Raw genomic sequence first — 16,385 nt, forward strand, 5'->3', positions numbered from 1 at the left:
CGACTGCGGCGGTCGCGGGGAACGACCGCCGTGCCCGGCGCTTCGCGCCTGTTGTGTTATCCGCTCCGCAATGGAGCTCAGATATTGCTGTCGATGAATGCCGACAGCTGGGACTTCGACAGCGCCCCCACCTTGGTGGCCTCGACATTACCGCCCTTGAACAGCATCAGCGTCGGGATGCCGCGAATGCCGAACTTCGGCGGCGTCTCCGGGTTTTCGTCGATGTTCAGCTTGGCGATCTTCAGCCGGCCGTCGTAGTCCTTGGAGATTTCTTCCAGGATCGGCGCGATCATCTTGCAGGGACCGCACCATTCCGCCCAGTAGTCCACCAGCACGGGTTCACCGGCCTGCAGGACTTCCTGCTCGAAATTGTCATCGGAAACGTGGACTATCTCTCCGCTCACGATTGCGTGCCTCCAGAGTGCTTGGGTTCGGAGTATTCCGGAAACGATTGAATGGTCGATGGAATGCGGCGCGGGGACTCGCGTTGGGCGCGCTCCATGGGGTTGAGGCGGCCGGTCGACTGATTTGGCAAACGATAGCGGCGGCGCGATGGCATGTCAATCACCTGCGCAACAGGCGCGCTGAAATGCAACAGATTGCCGTGATATTGCAACGCCGGGACATCACGCCTACCCTTGACCAGTTGAGGTCCGGCCTGCCCCGGGGACAAAGGCCCTCCAGCCGCCATGCATCCCGGCAGCCCGGCAGCAAGCCACCAGGGCGGATCGCCCCCGATCCGCAAGAGTGGTCCAATACGTGCCCCAGGCGTGTGATGCGTTCGCTGGCCAACGCCGTCTCGGCATGCGTCAATAGTCGCCGGCGGGGCAGACAGGGTGAACTGACGTGCCCACATTGTTATCCGGACTGCAATTGCATCCAGGCCAGATCCAGCGCCTGGCGTTGCCGGTGACGGTCGCGCTGGTGGTGGCAGTGGCCTATTCCGCCGCACATCTGGCGTGGCAGCTTGTGCCGGCACCGGATCAGGGCGGCGCACCGCCGGCGGCAACGCAGCAACGTGCGGCGGCCGGCGAGGCGGACTCCGGGGATTCGCCGGAGGCCATCGCACGCTGGCATCTGTTCGGCCAGGCAGACCCTCTGGATCAGGAACGCGACGAGCGCATCGACGCGCCGGAAACCCGCCTGAACCTGCAACTGCGCGGGGTGTTCTACAGCCCCGACAGTGCCCGGGCGCAGGCCATCATCACCAGTCGCGGCCGCGCCGCCGAGCACTACCGGGTGGGCGACAACCTGACGAGCGGAGGGACGATCGAGGCCATCTACGAGGACAGGGTGATCCTGCGCCGCCAGGGTAGCTACGAAACACTGTCCCTGCCCGGTGACCGGGTACCACTGGACCGCACCCTGGGAGACCTTGACCTGCAGGCGGGCAACGGCGACACCGCGCAGGCGGACGACCCCGGCGGCGCTCCGGAGGCGGATGCGGGCAACGGCGACGAACTGGAGCAGTACCGCGCGCAACTGGCGGAAGACCCGCGGCAGCTGTCGCAGATGATGAACCTGCAGCCCGCCTCCGGCGATGATGGTGAAATGATCGGCGTGGAGGTGTCGCCGGGTCAGGACGAGCGCATCATGGAACTGCTTGGCCTGGAGACGGGTGATATCGTCACGTCCATCGACGGCAACGAACTGGACAGCCCCGGGCGGGCATTCCAGGCAATGCAGGGGCTGGAAGGCGGTTCCGTGGAACTGCGGGTGCTGCGCGACGGCTCGGAACAGACCATGCAGATTGATTTCAACTGACAGGGAAGCGCCCATGACAACCGGCCCGACTCCCCGAACCCTCCTGACGCCCCTGCTCACGCCGCTGCTGGTTGCGCTGGTGCTACTGCTCTGGCTGCCCGCGGCGGCCGCCGACGACGCCGTGGAAGTGGACGACGACGACCGCGTCACGCTGAACCTGCAGGAAGCCGATATCACCGCCCTGATCAACACCGTGGCCGATGTCACCGGGCGGAATTTCATCATCGACCCGCGGGTGCGCGGCACGGTCACCGTCGTCACCAAGCGCCCCATGGACGAGGACGAACTCTACCGGGTGTTCCTGTCCATCCTCGAAGTCCACGGCTTCGCCACCATCCCCACCGGCGACATCATCAAGGTGGTGCCGGATGCCAATGCCAAGCAGCTCGGTACTGCCGGGGAGCCGGAAGCGCCGGGGGACATTGTTACCACGGTGATCCCGGTGGAGAACGTGCCGGTGGCGCAGCTGGTGCCGATCCTGCGCCCGCTGGTGCCGCAGAACGGCCACCTGGCGGCCTACCCGCCCACCAACGTGCTGATCATCTCCGACCGCGCCGGCAACCTGGACCGGATCACGCGACTGGTGGACCGGGTGGACCAGGCCGGCGACGAGGACGTGGACATCGTGCCGGTGGAGAATGCCTCCGTGGGCGAGATCGCCCGCATCCTTCGCAGTCTGCAGCGGACCGAGGGCGAGGAGACGCCGGGGCAGCGGCTGCAGATCGCCGTGGACGAGCGCACCGGCAGCATCCTGCTCTCCGGGGCCAGCCGCCAGCGTGAGCGCATGCGCCGGCTGATCGAGGAGCTGGACGAGCCGGACGACGACCAGGGCGATACTCATGTGATCTACCTGCGCTACGCCCGCGCCGAGGATCTGGTGGAAACCCTCACCGGCGTCAGTGAGAACATCCAGGAGCGGCAGGAAGCCCAGGAAGGCAACGACACGCCCGCCGTGAGCATCCAGGCGGACGAGGCCACCAACGCCCTGGTCATCACCGCCCAGCCCAACATCGTGCAGTCCCTCAAGAGCGTGATCGAGCGCCTGGACATCCGGCGGGCGCAGATCATGGTGGAGGCGGCCATCGCCGAGATCTCCACCGAGCGCGGCGCCGAGCGCGGCGTGCAGTGGTTCGTCTCCGGCGACCAGGACGGCGCCGCCGCGGTCACCCGCTTCGGTGATGTGGGCACCCCCATAGAGAGCCTGCTGACCCTGGGCAGCGACACCCCGCAGGTCGACGACGGTGTCAGCGCCGTGATCGGAGATCTGGACAGCCGTGTGCAATTCGGCGCCTTCGTCCGCGCCCTCTCCCAGGACCGCAACACCAACATTCTGTCGACGCCGTCGCTGGTCACCATGGACAACCAGGAAGCCGAAATCCGCGTCGCCGAGAACCGCCCCTTCGTCACCGGGCAGTTCAGCCAGGAAGGTCGCACGGTGCAGAACCCGTTCCAGACCATCGACCGGGAAGATATCGGTATCATTCTCAAGATCACGCCGCAGATCAACGAGGGCGACGCCATCCGGCTGGACATCGAACAGGAAGCCTCCAACGTCATCGGCGAGACCTCCGAGGCCGGCCCCATCACCAACCGTCGCACCATCGAGACCAGCGTGCTGGCCGACGACGGCCAGGTGATCGCCCTTGGCGGGCTGATGGACGACGACGTCCAGGAGGAAGAGCAGCGCGTGCCCGGACTGGGCTCCATTCCGCTGCTGGGGGAGCTGTTCCGCTACCGCTCCAGCACCGAGACCAAGCGCAATCTCATGGTGTTCATGCAACCCAACATCATCCGCGACCAGGCCACCGCCGAAGGCCTGACCGGCCGCAAGTACAGTTTCATGCGGGCCCAGCAGATCCAGCAACGGGACCAGCAGTCCAGCCTGCTGCGGGACGTTGAATCCCCCACGCTGCCGCGCCGGGACCGCCCCGAGCTGCCCACGCCGTTCAGTGACTGACGCCATGGACGCCCGCACCGACAGCGAGTTTGCGCCCACCGCCGGGAATGCGGAGTCCTTGCTCCGGCGCCCCTCCTTCGCCTATGCCCGGCGCCAGGGCGTGTGCGTGATCGACATCGAGGACGGCCGTGCCCGGGTCGCCTACCGCCCCGGCGCCACCGCCCGCACCTTCAGCGAGCTACGGCGGAGCCTGGGTGTGCCCCTGCGCCTGGAGCGCATGGAGGGCAACGCGTTCGAGCAGTTGCTCCAGCGCACCTATGAGCGCCAGAGCGGCGAAACCCAGCAGATGATGGAGGACATCGGCGAGGACATTGACCTCAGCCGGATCGCCGAGAGCCTGCCGGAAACCGAGGATCTGCTGGAGAGCGAGGATGACGCCCCCATCATCCGGCTGATCAACGCCATCCTCACCGAGGCCATCAAGGAAGATGCTTCGGATATCCACATCGAGCCCTTCGAGAACCGGCTCGTGGTGCGCTTCCGCGTGGACGGCGTGCTGCGGGAAGTGCTGGAACCGCCGCGGATGATGGCGCCGCTGCTGATTTCCCGCGTGAAGGTCATGGCACGACTGGACATCGCCGAGAAGCGCCTGCCCCAGGACGGCCGTATCGGCCTGCGGGTAGCCGGGCGCGCCGTGGACATCCGTGTCTCCACCCTGCCCTCGGGGCACGGCGAACGGGTGGTGCTGCGGCTCCTGGACAAGCAGGCCGGCAAGCTCGACCTCGAGCACCTGGGCATGCCGGAGACACTCCGCAAGACGCTGGACGCCATCATTCACCGCCCGCACGGGATTCTGCTGGTCACCGGGCCCACGGGTTCGGGCAAGTCCACCACCCTGTACTCCGCCCTCACCGAGCTGAACGACCAGAGCCGCAGCATTCTCACGGTGGAGGATCCCATCGAGTACTACCTGGAAGGCATCGGCCAGACCCAGGTCAACACCAAGGTGGACATGACCTTCGCCCGCGGCCTGCGCGCCATCCTGCGCCAGGATCCGGACGTGGTCATGGTGGGCGAGATCCGCGACCTGGAGACCGCCGAGATCGCCGTGCAGGCAAGTCTCACGGGGCACCTGGTGCTCTCCACCCTGCACACGAACACCGCCGTGGGCGCCGTGAGCCGCCTGCGGGACATGGGCGTGGAACCGTTCCTGCTCTCCTCCAGCCTGATCGGGCTCATGTCCCAACGGCTGGTGCGGATGCTCTGCGAGCACTGCAAAGAGCCGTACACCCCCAACCAGGTGGATTGCGAGCGCCTGGGGCTGGACGCCGCCGATCCGCCGACGCTCTACCGCGCCGTGGGCTGCCCGAAATGCAACCAGCAGGGCTACCGTGGCCGCGGCGGCATCTTCGAGCTGGTGGCGGTGGATGACAAGGTCCGCAACATGATCCACGACGGCGAGGCAGAGCAGACCATCGAGCGTTACGCCCTGGCGGAGATACCCACATTGCGCCAGGACGGAATCCGGCGCGTGCTGGCGGGTCAAACCACCATAGACGAAGTATTGCGCGTAACCATCGAGGATACGGCGCCGATGGAGGCGTAATGGGCGCATACGAATACGCAGCGCTGGATGCCAGCGGCAAGGAACTCAAGGGTGTCCTGGAAGGCGACACCGCCCGCCAGGTGCGCCAGCAGCTGCGTGACAAGGGCTGGACGCCGCTGTCGGTGGACACGGTAGCCGAGGACGCCTCCGGCGGCCAGGGCCTCGGCAAGGTGCGGCTGGGCGGCTCCATCAAGGCTGCGGAACTCGCCCTGATCACCCGCCAGCTGGCCACGCTGGTGGGCTCCGGGCTACCGCTGGAGGAGGCGCTGCGCGCCGCCGCCGCCCAGGCCGAGCGTCCGCGCTTGCGCAGCATGATCACCGCCGTGCGCGCCCGGGTCATGGAGGGCCATACCCTGGCGGACGGCCTGGCCCAGTTCCCGCGGGCATTCCCGGAACTCTACCGGGCCACCGTGGGTGCCGGCGAGCACACCGGCAACCTGGACCTGGTGCTGGAGCGGCTGGCGGAGTACACGGAAAGCCGCCAGCAGATGCAGCAGAAGATCCAGAACGCGCTGGTTTATCCGGTGGTGCTGACCGTGATTGCCATCGCCGTGGTGGTGCTATTGTTGACCTATGTGGTGCCCCAGGTCACCGAAGTGTTCGCCGATATCGGCCAGGGGCTGCCGCCGCTGACCGTGGGCCTGATCGCCGTGAGCGACTTCCTGCGCGACCACGGGATCTGGCTGTTGCTGCTGATCGCCCTGGGCGTGATCGCCTTCGGCTACGGCATGCGGCGGGAGACATTCCGCTACCGGGTCCACGCCCTGGCGCTGCGGCTGCCATTGATCAGCCGCGTCACCCGGGGCGTGAATGCGGCGCGCTTCGCACGCACGTTCAGTATCCTGGCGGGCAGCGGCGTGCCGGTGCTCGAGGCCATGCGCATCGCGGCGCAGGTGATGTCCAACCTGCCCATGCGCGCCGCGGTCACCGACGCCGCCACCCGGGTGCGTGAGGGCTCCGGCATCAGCAAGGCGCTGGAGCAGAGCGGGCAGTTTCCGCCCATGCTCATGCACCTGATCGCCAGCGGCGAGAACAGCGGGCGCCTGGAGTCCATGCTGGAGCGTGGCGCCCTGAACCAGGAACGCGAGGTCCAGAGTCTGATCGACACGTCCCTGGCCATTTTCGAGCCGGCGATGATCGTGGCAATGGGCACCATCGTGCTGGTGATCGTTGCGGCCATCCTGCTGCCCATCTTTGAATTGAATCAGCTCGTCGGCTGACGACGAGCCCGTTACATGACGAGGGAATCGTAATGAAGACAATGCAGTTCCACGCCGCACGGCGAGCGCAACACGGCTTCACGCTCATCGAGATCATGGTCGTGGTTGTCATCCTCGGCATCCTGGCCGCGGTGGCAGTACCCAACATCATGAGCAACCCGGAACAGGCCCGGGAAGAGCGGGCCCGGCACGACATTCGCACGCTGGAATCGCAGATGGAGATGTACCGTCTGGACAATCACCGCTATCCCACCACCGATCAGGGCCTGGAAGCGCTGGTGGAGCGCCCCACCAGCCAGCCGGAGCCGCCCAACTGGAAGGAAGGCGGCTACATGCGCAGCGTACCCACCGATCCCTGGGGCAACGAGTACGAGTACCTTGATGCCGATGACGCCGACGGCCGCATCATGATCTACACCTACGGCCCGGACGGACGCCGCGGTGGCGATCCGGAGATCACCAACCGCGACCTGGACTAGTCCGTGCCGGGCACCGGAATGACGCCCCCGGGGCGCTCTGCCCGGAGCCAGTGGGGGACGCCGCAACAGCACGGCTTCACCCTGATCGAGATCCTGGTGGTGATCGTGCTGATCGGCATCATCACCAGCATGGCGGTGATCAACATTGGCGGCCAGGACGATACCGAGGAGCGGGAAGCCCGACGCCTGGCCGCGGTGCTGGAGACGGCGAGCCGCGAGGCGGTGATCGAGGCCCGCGAGCTGGGGCTGATCCTGAGCGATGAGGGCTACCGCTTTACCCGCCTGGAGCAGGGCGAATGGCGTAGCGACGCCTTCAGCCAGGACCGGGCCCTGCGCCGACACGCGTTCCCGGAGGGCGTACGCCTGGAGGTCAGCACCGAGGGCCTGCCGGGGAGCCGCGAGCCGGGGGCCGGCAATGACGATGACGACGACAATGGCCGGCCCCACGTTTTGATCCTCTCCAGCGGCGAGCTTACCCCTTTCGAGATCGAGATCCGGCGCCCGGCATCCCGGCGCGCGTCCTGGTTTGTCACCGGCGACCTGGACGGCAGTATCACCTTCTTCGAAGAGGGCGACGGAGACGACGAGGAATGAGACGCGCGGCTCGCGGATTCACTCTGCTGGAGGTGATGGTGGCGGTGGCCGTGCTGGGCATCTCCATGGCGGCCGTGATCAAGGCCGGCTCGGAGATGACCGCCAACTCCCGCTACCTGCAGGACCGCACCTTCGCCCAGTGGGTGGCCGGCAACGTCATGACCGAACTGCAGGCCCGCCGCTTCTGGGACGATGAAGGGGATGACGGCACGGCGCGCCAGGGGGGATACGAGTGGTACTGGTCCTTCCAGGTGGAGAGCACGCCCAACCCGGACTTCCGCCGCGTGGACGTCTCCGTTTACCGCGACGAGGATGCCGACAGCCCGGTGGCCACCATCACTGGCATGGTCAGCAACCCGGAACTGGGCGAAACCGTGACGGAGCCCCCCGAGGAGATGCTGGAATGAGCCGCCGGCGGGGGTTCACGCTCATCGAGCTGCTGGTGGCGCTGGCCATCTTCGCCGTGGTCTCGGTGGTGAGCTTCTCCGGCATCATGCTGATGATCGACAACCGCGACCGCGTCACCGCCCATGCCGAACGCCTGGCGGACATCCAGACCGCCCTGACGCTGCTTCAGCGGGACCTGCAGCAGGCAACGGCACGCCCGATCCGCGACCCCTTCGGCGACCAAAGGGCCGCCATGCTCGCCGAGGATCTGGCGGACCTGGAATTCACCCGTTCCGGCCACTCCAACCCCCTGGGCATCCGCCGCAGTGAACTGCAGCGCGTGGCCTACCGCATCGAGGAAGGCGAACTGCAACGGTTGAGCTGGGGCGTTCTGGATCAGCAACCGGAGCCCCCACGCCAGGACCGCGTGCTGCTGGAGCGCATCGAGGACATCGAACTTCGGTTCATGGACGACGACACCCAGTGGCTGGAGATCTGGCCCCCCGCCGGCGCCGAGACCGGCACTGCCATTCTGCCCCGCGCGGTGGAGGTCACCCTCACGCTGGAGGACCTGGACACCATCACCCGCGTGGTCGCGCTGCCGGAGGCGCCGGCCAACATGCGCCAGCCCATGACGGAGATGATGCAGTGACGGCACCGGGGCGCCAGCGCGGGGTCGCCCTGATCACCGCCATGCTGGCGGTGGCCATCGTCACCGTGCTGGCGGTGGAACTGGTCACCCGCCAGCACATGGACGTGCGCCGCACCCAGAACATGCTCGCCCGGGACCAGGCCTACATGTACTCCCTGGCCGTGGAACGCTGGGCCCTGTCCATGCTCATCGAGAAGCGACGCGAACAGGACGAGGCGGTGGATCATCTCAACGAGATGTGGGCCGAAGAGCTGACTCCGCCCCCTTTCGAGGGGGCACAGATGCGGCTGCGCATGGAGGACCTGCAGGGGCGGTTCAATCTCAACAACCTGGTGGCCGAGCCGGGCACCGACGACGAGGTCGCCATGGAGCGCTTCTCCCAGCTCCTTCTGGGGCTGGAGATCGAGCCCATGTTCGTCCAGGCCACGGCGGACTGGATCGACATCGCCCCCGACGTGCGGTTTCCCGACGGCGCCGGCGATGACTGGTATTCGCGGCTGGACCCGCCCTACCGTGTCGCCAACCGGCCCATGGTCAGCGCCTCCGAACTGCGACTGGTACGCGAAGTCGAGGATGAGCAGTGGCGCGTGATCGCGCCCTACGTGACCGCGCTGCCGGAGGCGACGCCCATCAACGTCAACACCGCGCCGCCGGCGGTGCTGCGGAGCCTGACACCGGAGATGTCGGAGGACGCCGCGGAGGATCTGGCCGAGGATCTGCCGGAGGATGGCTGGCGCAGCGTCGAGGATTTCCTCGCCCACCCTAGCCTGGCCGGCCAGGACATCGACGCCGGCACCCTCAGCGTCAACAGTGACTATTTCCTGTTGCGCAGCGAGATCAGCCTCGGCCGGGTCACCATCCGCAGCGAGAGCGTCCTGTTCCGTCAGGGGGAGGGCGGCGGTCAGGTGATTCTCCGGCGCCAGGGCTTCTTCGACTAGGCCGTTTCCCTCGGGTTTGCACCGCCGCCGGGGAGCCGGGACAATAAAACATTCTTGAAAAACGTTGCATCCGTCTGCGGACGCAGCACCAGGGACGAGCCATGAACCCGACACGCATCCTGCGCCTGCAGCCCGGCGCCCCCGACCAGGCCCAGTGGATCCTCGTGGACCGCGACGGCGCCGTGGAGCAGCAGGGCGAGTGCGCCCTTGACCAGGTCGCCGGCAACGGCCGCGATCTCGTGGTGCTGGTGCCCTCGGAGGAGGTGCTGCTGGCGTCGGTGAATGTTCCCACCCAGAGCCGGCAGAAGCTGATCCAGGCCATCCCCTTCGCGCTGGAGGACCAGCTGACCAGCGATATCGAGGATCTCCATTTCGTCCCCGGCACCCGCCAGCCGGACGGCAGCTGCCCGGTGGCGGTGGTGGAACATACCCGCATGCGCGCCTGGCTGGACGCCCTCAACGACGCCGGGCTGGCGCCCATGCGCATGGTGCCGGACGTCCTCGCCCTGCCGCGCCAGGGCGACGCCTGGACGGGTGTCATCGACGGCCAGCGGGTGCTGGTGCGGACCGGCGCCAGTACTGGCTTCGCCGGTGAGGCCGAAAACCTGGCAATCCTCCTGGATGCCGCCCTGGAAGAGGCCGGCGATGCGCCTCCGGGGCACATCCTCATCGACGGCGCAGAAGAAACACCGGAACTGGCGCATGATGTCCCCTTCAGTGCGGGCCAGCGGGATGCAGCCCGGGCACTGGCCGCCGGGGTGGCCGCCGGCGGACTCGCGCCGGCGGAGCTGCGCACCGGTGCGTACACCAGCAGCAGCGACCGGCGCGCCTGGTTGCGCCCCTGGATCCCCGCGGCCGCGTTGCTACTGACCTGGATCGTGCTCGACACTGGCCAGCTGCTCAGCGAGCGCTGGCAATTGCAGCAGGAGCTGAACACCCTGGATACCCGCGTGGAGGAGCTGTTCTTCGACGTTTTCCCGGACGCCAACCGGCTCACCGCGCCGCGACAGCGCATGGAGAGCCAGCTCAACCGCCTGCGCGGCGGCGACCGGCCCGCCGGCGATGACCTCCTGGATACCCTGCTGCTGGTGGGCCCCTACCTGGAAGGCGAAGACGACTTTCGGCTCACCGGCCTGAGCTGGCGTGGCGACAGCCTGGAGCTCGAGCTGCGCGCCAGCTCGCTGCAGCGTCTGGACGCCCTGCAGCAGACCCTGGACGACGAGGACGCCCTGGCCGCCGAGATCCGGCAGGCCCGCTCCGAGGACGACGAAGTCCACGGACGCCTGCTGGTACGGAGGCAGCCGTCATGATGCAGTGGTGGCAGTCACTCTCGGCACGGGACCGGCGGGTTCTCATCATCGGCGCCGCCGCGGTTGCGGTGATCCTCTATGTCTTCGGCCTGCGCATTCCGTCCCACAATGCCGTCGCCGAGCTGGAAACCCAGGTGCGCGAGGAACGCGAACTGGTCAACTGGATGGAACAGGCGCGCCGGGAAATCTACGCCCTGCGGGGCCAGGGTGACCCGGACGCCGACGCCGCAACCCGCCGCTCCCTGTTCTCTCTCGCCGACGAGAGCGCCCGACAAGCCGGGCTGGGACCAGTACTCCAACGGGTGGAGCCCACCGGCGACAACGGCGCGCGGGTGAACTTCGAGAACATCGCCTTCGACGAACTCATCTCCTGGCTCGCCCGTATGCGCAGCGAGCACGGCGTCGTCGCCGACCAGCTCACCGTGCGCCGCGGCGCCGATGATGGGCGCGTGGACGTGCAACTGGTGCTGGAGCCTGCATGATGCGATGGATCGGCCTGATTTCCCTGGGCACGGTGGTGTTTGTGATCACCCTGGTGGTGACGGTGCCGGCGCCGCAGGCCTACCGGTTGCTGGGAGACCAGTTGCCCGCCCAGGCCTGGGGCCTGCACGGTTCGCTGTGGGACGGCGAAGCGGCGGTGGTGATGGTGGACGGCGTGCGCATCGACCGGCTGCGCTGGCGGCTGGACGGCTCGGCACTGCGCAGCGGGCGCATCGCCTACCAGATCTCCGGGCGTCTCGCCGAGGGCGAGTTCTCCGGGCATGTGGCGACCCGCACCGGCGCACACATCCGGCTCAGTGACGTGCGCGCCAACCTGGGCGCCGACAGTCTGGTGCGCATGGTCGGTGCCACGGACTACCCCGCCACCCTTGGCGGCACTGTGGACGCCTACATCCGTGAAGCCGATGTGGAGGGCGAACGCCCCACCTGGATCGACGGTGTGGTGAGCTGGGACAACGCCAGTGTCTCTGCCTTCGGCGAGTCGGTAGAACTGGGCAGTTTCGGCGTACGACTGGACACCGGCCCCGGGGGTGAACTGCGGGGCGACCTGCAGACCACCCGGGAGGGCCCGCTGCGCATTACCGGCGACGTGGAACTGCTGCTGGACGGTACCGCGACCGGCCGTGCCTCGGTCATCACCACGGAGCAGGCCGGAGAGAATCTCCTCCAGGGCATGATGGCCCTGGGCATCCCAGATCCCGAGCAGGAGCTGGATATTCGCTTCGAGGGCAACATCAACGACCCCATGGGCTTCCAGGGCTACCTGGAGTAACGCCGCCGACCCGCTTTCGACGCACTGCAACAACGGCCTCAGGGTGTAAACTGGGCAGCTAATTCCTCCGTGAGCACGAGGCCGGCATGCCGAAAAAGCCCGAGATCCTGTCCACCCGCACCGTCGCCCAGTCCCGCCTGTTCCGCGTGGAAGCCGTGGACCTGCGCTTCGCCAATGGCGTGGAAGTGGAGTTCGAGCGCATGCGTGGTGCCGGGCGCATCGGCGCCGTGATCATCGTGCCGGTGCTGGACAACGACACCCTGGTGCTGATCCGCGAGTATGGCGTCGGCCTGGAGCGCTATGAGCTGGGGCTGCCCAAGGGCCGGGTGGAGCCCGGCGAGGACATGCTGGAAGCGGCCAACCGGGAGATCATGGAAGAGATCGGCTATGCCGCCGAGCGGCTCACACCCCTGCGTGCCCTCAGCCTCGCTCCGGGCTACCTGGGCCATCGCACCCAGATCATTCTCGCAGAAGGGCTGTATCCCCATAGCGCCCCCGGCGACGAGCCGGAACCGCTGGAAGTCGTCCAGCGCCCCCTGGCCGACCTGGAGGACCTGGTGCTGGAGGAGGAGTTCAGCGAGGGCCGCTCCATCGCCGCGCTGTACCTGGCGCGGGACCACCTGCGCCGGCGTGACGCCGGGACGGAGAATCGGTGAACCAGGCCACGCTTCGCCGCCTGCTGCCACAGATCCAGCAACTCGCCCGGCAGGCGGGCAGCGCGATCCTGGACGTCTACCGCAACGAGTTCACGGTGGACGCCAAGGCGGATCAGTCCCCGGTCACTCCGGCGGATCGCCGCGCAAACCGGGTGCTGCGCGACGGGCTGGCACGGCTGGAGCCGGGGCTGCCCGTTGTGTCCGAGGAGACGGCACCACCGGGATTCCGCGAACGGCGGGACTGGCAACGCTACTGGCTGGTGGATCCGCTGGACGGCACCCGCCAGTTCATCGCCCGCTCCGACCAGTTCGCCGTGAACATCGCCCTGGTGGAGCGCCACCGCCCGGTGCTGGGCATCGTGCATGCGCCGGCCCTGGGCCAGACATGGTTCGGTGGCCCCGGCCTGGGGGCCTTCCGTCAGGCAGACGGCGGCGAACCGGAAGCGATCCGGGTCGCGCCCCGGGCGCAGGATCCGTTACGCATTGTCCTCGGTAACAGCCGCCCCGGCCCCCGTACCCGCGCCACCCTGGAGCGTCTGCCGGAGTACGAAACGCGCATCTGGGGTGCCTCCATCAAGTTCTGCCTGATTGCCGAAGGCAATGCCGACCTGTTCCCCCGATACGGCCCCATCTCCGAGTGGGACATGGCCGCCGCCCAGGCCATCCTCGAGGCCGCCGGCGGCCACCTCACCGACATGCGGCAACTGCGGCCGATCCGCTACAACACCGCAGAGTCACTGACCACCAGCGATATTCTCGCCTTTGCCGACAAACGCGTGGACTGGCGGCGATACCTCGCCGGGGAAGTGCAACCGTAGTAACCGTAGGGTGGACCTTCTGGTCCACCATTGCGGGCTTCGGGGAACCACCTTGGCTTGGATGCCAGGGGAAGGCGGACCTTCAGGTCCGCCATGGCAAGACATGCGGGCCCGGGCGGTTGATAAATGCCTCAACGGCGGATCTGAAGATCCGCCCTACGCCCTACGCGGAGGGTCGAGCCGTCCTGCATCCGTAGGGCGGACCTTCAGGTCCGCCGCGGCGGCTTCTCCCTGCCGCAGTTCCAGCACTGCGCGAACTGCGGCTCCAGGTCCTCGCCACAGCCCGGGCAGCCCCAGTTGGCCTCGTCGGTGGGCGGATCCTCCAGGGCCTCCCGCACCACCCGCTCGGCCCGCTCATAGTCGATCTCCCGCTCCACCCACAGTTCCGGCCACACCGCCGTGGGTGGCAGCTCGCCGGCACCGCTGACCAGGCCCATGTTGCGGGTGGTACAGCGGATGCCCTCGGCCTCCAGGACGTTGCGCATGTGCCCCACCAGCAGAGGGCTGTGGGCGCTGTAGACACATTTCATGGGCTCTCCGGCACGGCCAGACGTCGGGGTTTTCGGGGCTGAAGCCCCTCCCACAAGCTCGCTCCCGGCCGCCGGGCACCTTCTGTGGGAGGGGCTTCAGCCCCGAAAACCGTATGCCTTCAAGATAGCAACTTCAGGGTGTGGCGGGCGATCATGCCCTCCTCGTCGGTGGGTACCACCAGCACCGGGCGGGTGTCGGCGCTGTTGATCACGCGCTGGTTGTCCCTGTTGGCGGCGCTGTCCACGGCGAAGCCAAGCCCGCCCAGGTGCGCAACAATGGCCGCCCGCACCGCTGGGGCGTTTTCGCCCACCCCGGCAGTAAACACCAGGGCGTCCAGGCCGCCCAGCGCCACGGCCAGGGAGCCGATCTCCCGGGCGGCGCGGTAGGTGTAGGTGGCCACCGCCTCGGCGGCCGCGGGATCGTCGCTGGCCAGGAGTTCGCGCATGTCATGGCTGATCCCGGACATGCCCAGCAGCCCGGAGCGGTGATAGAGCATGTCCTGGATCTCTTCCCGGCCCAGACCCTGTTCCAGGAAGTACAGCACCACGCCCGGATCCAGGGCGCCGCAGCGCTGGCCCATGGGCAGGCCGTCCAGGGCGGTGAAACCCATGCTGGTGCCGACACTGGCGCCGGCATCCATGGCACAGAGGCTGGCGCCGTTCCCGAGGTGGGCAACGATGACCTTGCCCGACAGGAGATCCGGGTGCTCGTCGTGGAGGCGCTCGGCAATGGCCTCGTAGGAGAGGCCGTGAAAGCCGTAGCGCAGCACGCCGCGCTCGGTCCACTCCCTGGGGATGGCGAAACGCTGGGCAACGGCGGGCTGGGTACGATGGAACGCCGTATCAAAGCACGCCACCTGGGGCAGTTCCGGCCGCAGGTCGGCCAGGATCCGCGCGGGGGCCAGGTTGTGGGGCTGGTGGAGCGGCGCGAGGCTGCTCAGCGCCTCCAGGGCGTCCATGTTGGCGTCGGTGAGCCGCGCCGGGGCGTGGAAGTCGGTACCACCGTGGACAACACGGTGGCCCACGGCCAGCAGGCTCTGGTAGCCCACGGCCTGGTCCAGCCACCCCAGCAGCCGCTCCAGGGCCTGACGATGCCCGGCTGCGGCCAGGGTTTCATCCACCTGCGGCACCTTGCCGGCCCCGAACACACGAAAGCGCGCGCGATTCCCGCCCAGGCCGTCGGCCTGGCCCTGCCAGTCCGGGTTGCGGAGATCACCGTCGGTGGCGTAGACGGCGAACTTGATGCTGGACGAGCCGGCATTGAGAACCAGCAGGCGCTTTCCGGACATCAGGGTGTCCTCCCCGAGGCGCGGTAGTGGGCCAGCAGCAGGGCAATGGCACAGGAGGCGGCACGGGAGAAGAGATCATCGGCGCGGCTGGTAAGCACGATGGGCACCCGCGCGCCCAGCACGATGCCGGCGGCATCGGCGTCGGCCAGGTAGTGGAGCTGCTTGCCCAGCATGTTGGCGGATTCGAGATCCGGCGCCAGCAGGATGTCCGCGCGACCGGCCACGTCGGAGCGGATCCCCTTGGTGCGCACCGCCTCCTCGGAGATGGCGTTGTCGAAGCCCAGCGGCCCGTCCAGCAACCCGCCGCGGATCTGACCGCGGTCGGCCATCTTGCACAGGGCCGCGGCATCGATGGTGGAGCGGATCTGCGGATTCACCTCTTCGGTGGCCGACAGGATCGCCACCAGCGGCCGTTCCACCCCCAGGGCCTGGGCCAGTTCGATGGCGTTACGGGTAATGTCGGCCTTGGCCAGCAGGTCCGGCTCGATATTCAGCGCGGAGTCGGTAATCAGAAGCGGCCGCGGGTAGGTGGGCACGTCCATGGCCCAGACGTGGCTCATGCGCCTCTCGGTGCGCAAACCGCTCTTGCGGGTGACGATGGCGCGCATGAGTTCGTCGGTGTGCAGCTTGCCCTTCATCAGTGCACCCACATGGCCGCGGGCGGCCAGGTCGACGGCATGCTCCGCGGCCTCGTGGCTGTGCTCGGTAGCGATGATCTCGACCTCGCCGAGGTCCAGGCCGTGTTCCTCGGCGCAGGCGCGGATCTTGGCCTCGGGGCCCACCAGCACCGGCTCGATGAGGTCCCGGTCCCGCGCCTCCAGGGCGCCGGCCAGGCTGGGCTCGTCCACGGGATGCACCACCGCGGTACGCAGGGTCTCCAGCCCCTGGGCCTGCTGTAGCAGGCGCTGGAGCTGGCGGTGCTTTTTCAGTGCGGGGTCGTCCGCGTGATTCTTGCTGCCCATTGGTCTTTCC

General features: G+C 67.8%; 17 protein-coding genes and 1 pseudogene. 14 read left to right on the forward strand and 4 right to left on the reverse strand.

Annotated elements, in window-relative coordinates; all coding sequences use genetic code 11:
* Positions 1–77: 77 nt before the first annotated feature.
* Positions 78–404 carry a thioredoxin TrxA gene (trxA, locus tag KU884_RS17100; protein WP_167783745.1) on the reverse strand — a complete coding sequence of 109 codons (327 nt, stop codon included), beginning with the start codon at positions 402–404 and terminating at the stop codon, positions 78–80.
* 442 nt (positions 405–846) lie between these two features.
* Here trxA and KU884_RS17105 point away from each other — a divergent pair, with 442 nt between their 5' ends.
* The 14 genes from KU884_RS17105 to cysQ all read left to right on the forward strand — a co-directional run bounded on the left by KU884_RS17105 (position 847) and on the right by cysQ (position 13,594).
* The gene (locus KU884_RS17105; protein WP_167783746.1) at positions 847–1,764 is read left to right on the forward strand and encodes a type II secretion system protein N; all 918 of its coding nucleotides are present in this window, start codon (positions 847–849) and stop codon (positions 1,762–1,764) included.
* Between the two features lie 13 nt (positions 1,765–1,777).
* Positions 1,778–3,721: a type II secretion system secretin GspD gene (gene gspD, locus KU884_RS17110; protein ID WP_167783747.1), complete on the forward strand. Its 1,944-nt coding sequence runs from the start codon at positions 1,778–1,780 to the stop codon at positions 3,719–3,721.
* A gap of 4 nt (positions 3,722–3,725) precedes the next feature.
* On the forward strand, positions 3,726–5,267 hold the full coding sequence (gene gspE, locus KU884_RS17115) for a type II secretion system ATPase GspE (RefSeq protein WP_167783748.1): 1,542 nt from the start codon (positions 3,726–3,728) through the stop codon (positions 5,265–5,267).
* Positions 5,267–6,487: a type II secretion system inner membrane protein GspF gene (gspF, locus tag KU884_RS17120; protein WP_167783749.1), complete on the forward strand. Its 1,221-nt coding sequence runs from the start codon at positions 5,267–5,269 to the stop codon at positions 6,485–6,487. The genes gspE and gspF overlap by 1 nt, the downstream gene beginning before the upstream one ends.
* Before the next feature lie 32 nt (positions 6,488–6,519).
* Positions 6,520–6,966, forward strand: a complete 447-nt coding sequence (gspG, locus tag KU884_RS17125; protein WP_305793263.1) for a type II secretion system major pseudopilin GspG — start codon at positions 6,520–6,522, stop codon at positions 6,964–6,966.
* 3 nt (positions 6,967–6,969) lie between these two features.
* On the forward strand, positions 6,970–7,560 hold the full coding sequence (gene gspH / locus KU884_RS17130) for a type II secretion system minor pseudopilin GspH (RefSeq protein WP_167783750.1): 591 nt from the start codon (positions 6,970–6,972) through the stop codon (positions 7,558–7,560).
* Positions 7,557–7,967 carry a type II secretion system minor pseudopilin GspI gene (gene gspI, locus KU884_RS17135; RefSeq protein WP_167783751.1) on the forward strand — a complete coding sequence of 137 codons (411 nt, stop codon included), beginning with the start codon at positions 7,557–7,559 and terminating at the stop codon, positions 7,965–7,967. The genes gspH and gspI overlap by 4 nt, the downstream gene beginning before the upstream one ends.
* Positions 7,964–8,599, forward strand: a complete 636-nt coding sequence (gene gspJ / locus KU884_RS17140) for a type II secretion system minor pseudopilin GspJ (RefSeq protein WP_167783752.1) — start codon at positions 7,964–7,966, stop codon at positions 8,597–8,599. Before gspI ends, gspJ begins: the two co-directional genes overlap by 4 nt.
* Positions 8,596–9,537 (forward strand): type II secretion system minor pseudopilin GspK, encoded by a 942-nt coding sequence (gene gspK, locus KU884_RS17145; RefSeq protein ID WP_167783753.1) that lies wholly within the window; start codon positions 8,596–8,598, stop codon positions 9,535–9,537. Before gspJ ends, gspK begins: the two co-directional genes overlap by 4 nt.
* Before the next feature lie 101 nt (positions 9,538–9,638).
* Complete coding sequence (gene gspL / locus KU884_RS17150; protein ID WP_167783754.1) at positions 9,639–10,847, forward strand: type II secretion system protein GspL; 1,209 nt, start codon at positions 9,639–9,641, stop codon at positions 10,845–10,847.
* The gene (gene gspM / locus KU884_RS17155) at positions 10,844–11,329 is read left to right on the forward strand and encodes a type II secretion system protein GspM (RefSeq protein WP_167783755.1); all 486 of its coding nucleotides are present in this window, start codon (positions 10,844–10,846) and stop codon (positions 11,327–11,329) included. The genes gspL and gspM overlap by 4 nt, the downstream gene beginning before the upstream one ends.
* The gene (gene gspN, locus KU884_RS17160) at positions 11,326–12,120 is read left to right on the forward strand and encodes a type II secretion system protein N (protein ID WP_167783756.1); all 795 of its coding nucleotides are present in this window, start codon (positions 11,326–11,328) and stop codon (positions 12,118–12,120) included. Before gspM ends, gspN begins: the two co-directional genes overlap by 4 nt.
* Before the next feature lie 86 nt (positions 12,121–12,206).
* Positions 12,207–12,776, forward strand: coding sequence for an ADP compounds hydrolase NudE (gene nudE / locus KU884_RS17165; RefSeq protein ID WP_167783757.1), 570 nt, complete (start codon positions 12,207–12,209; stop codon positions 12,774–12,776).
* Positions 12,773–13,594, forward strand: a complete 822-nt coding sequence (gene cysQ, locus KU884_RS17170; RefSeq protein ID WP_167783758.1) for a 3'(2'),5'-bisphosphate nucleotidase CysQ — start codon at positions 12,773–12,775, stop codon at positions 13,592–13,594. Before nudE ends, cysQ begins: the two co-directional genes overlap by 4 nt.
* 206 nt (positions 13,595–13,800) lie before the next feature.
* On the opposite strand, the gene KU884_RS17175 is transcribed toward cysQ, so the two are convergent.
* From KU884_RS17175 to KU884_RS17185, 3 genes and pseudogenes are all read right to left on the reverse strand, one after another.
* The gene (locus KU884_RS17175) at positions 13,801–14,124 is read right to left on the reverse strand and encodes a DUF2007 domain-containing protein (RefSeq protein WP_167783759.1); all 324 of its coding nucleotides are present in this window, start codon (positions 14,122–14,124) and stop codon (positions 13,801–13,803) included.
* 119 nt (positions 14,125–14,243) lie between these two features.
* The gene (locus KU884_RS17180; protein WP_167783760.1) at positions 14,244–15,413 is read right to left on the reverse strand and encodes an acetate/propionate family kinase; all 1,170 of its coding nucleotides are present in this window, start codon (positions 15,411–15,413) and stop codon (positions 14,244–14,246) included.
* A pseudogene (locus KU884_RS17185) lies at positions 15,413–16,348 on the reverse strand (bifunctional enoyl-CoA hydratase/phosphate acetyltransferase); the annotation flags it as partial. The gene KU884_RS17180 and the pseudogene KU884_RS17185, both read right to left, overlap by 1 nt.
* Between the last annotated feature and the right edge of the window lie 37 nt (positions 16,349–16,385).

It is taken from the genome of Aquisalimonas sp. 2447, assembly GCF_012044895.1.
GTDB lineage: Bacteria > Pseudomonadota > Gammaproteobacteria > Nitrococcales > Aquisalimonadaceae > Aquisalimonas.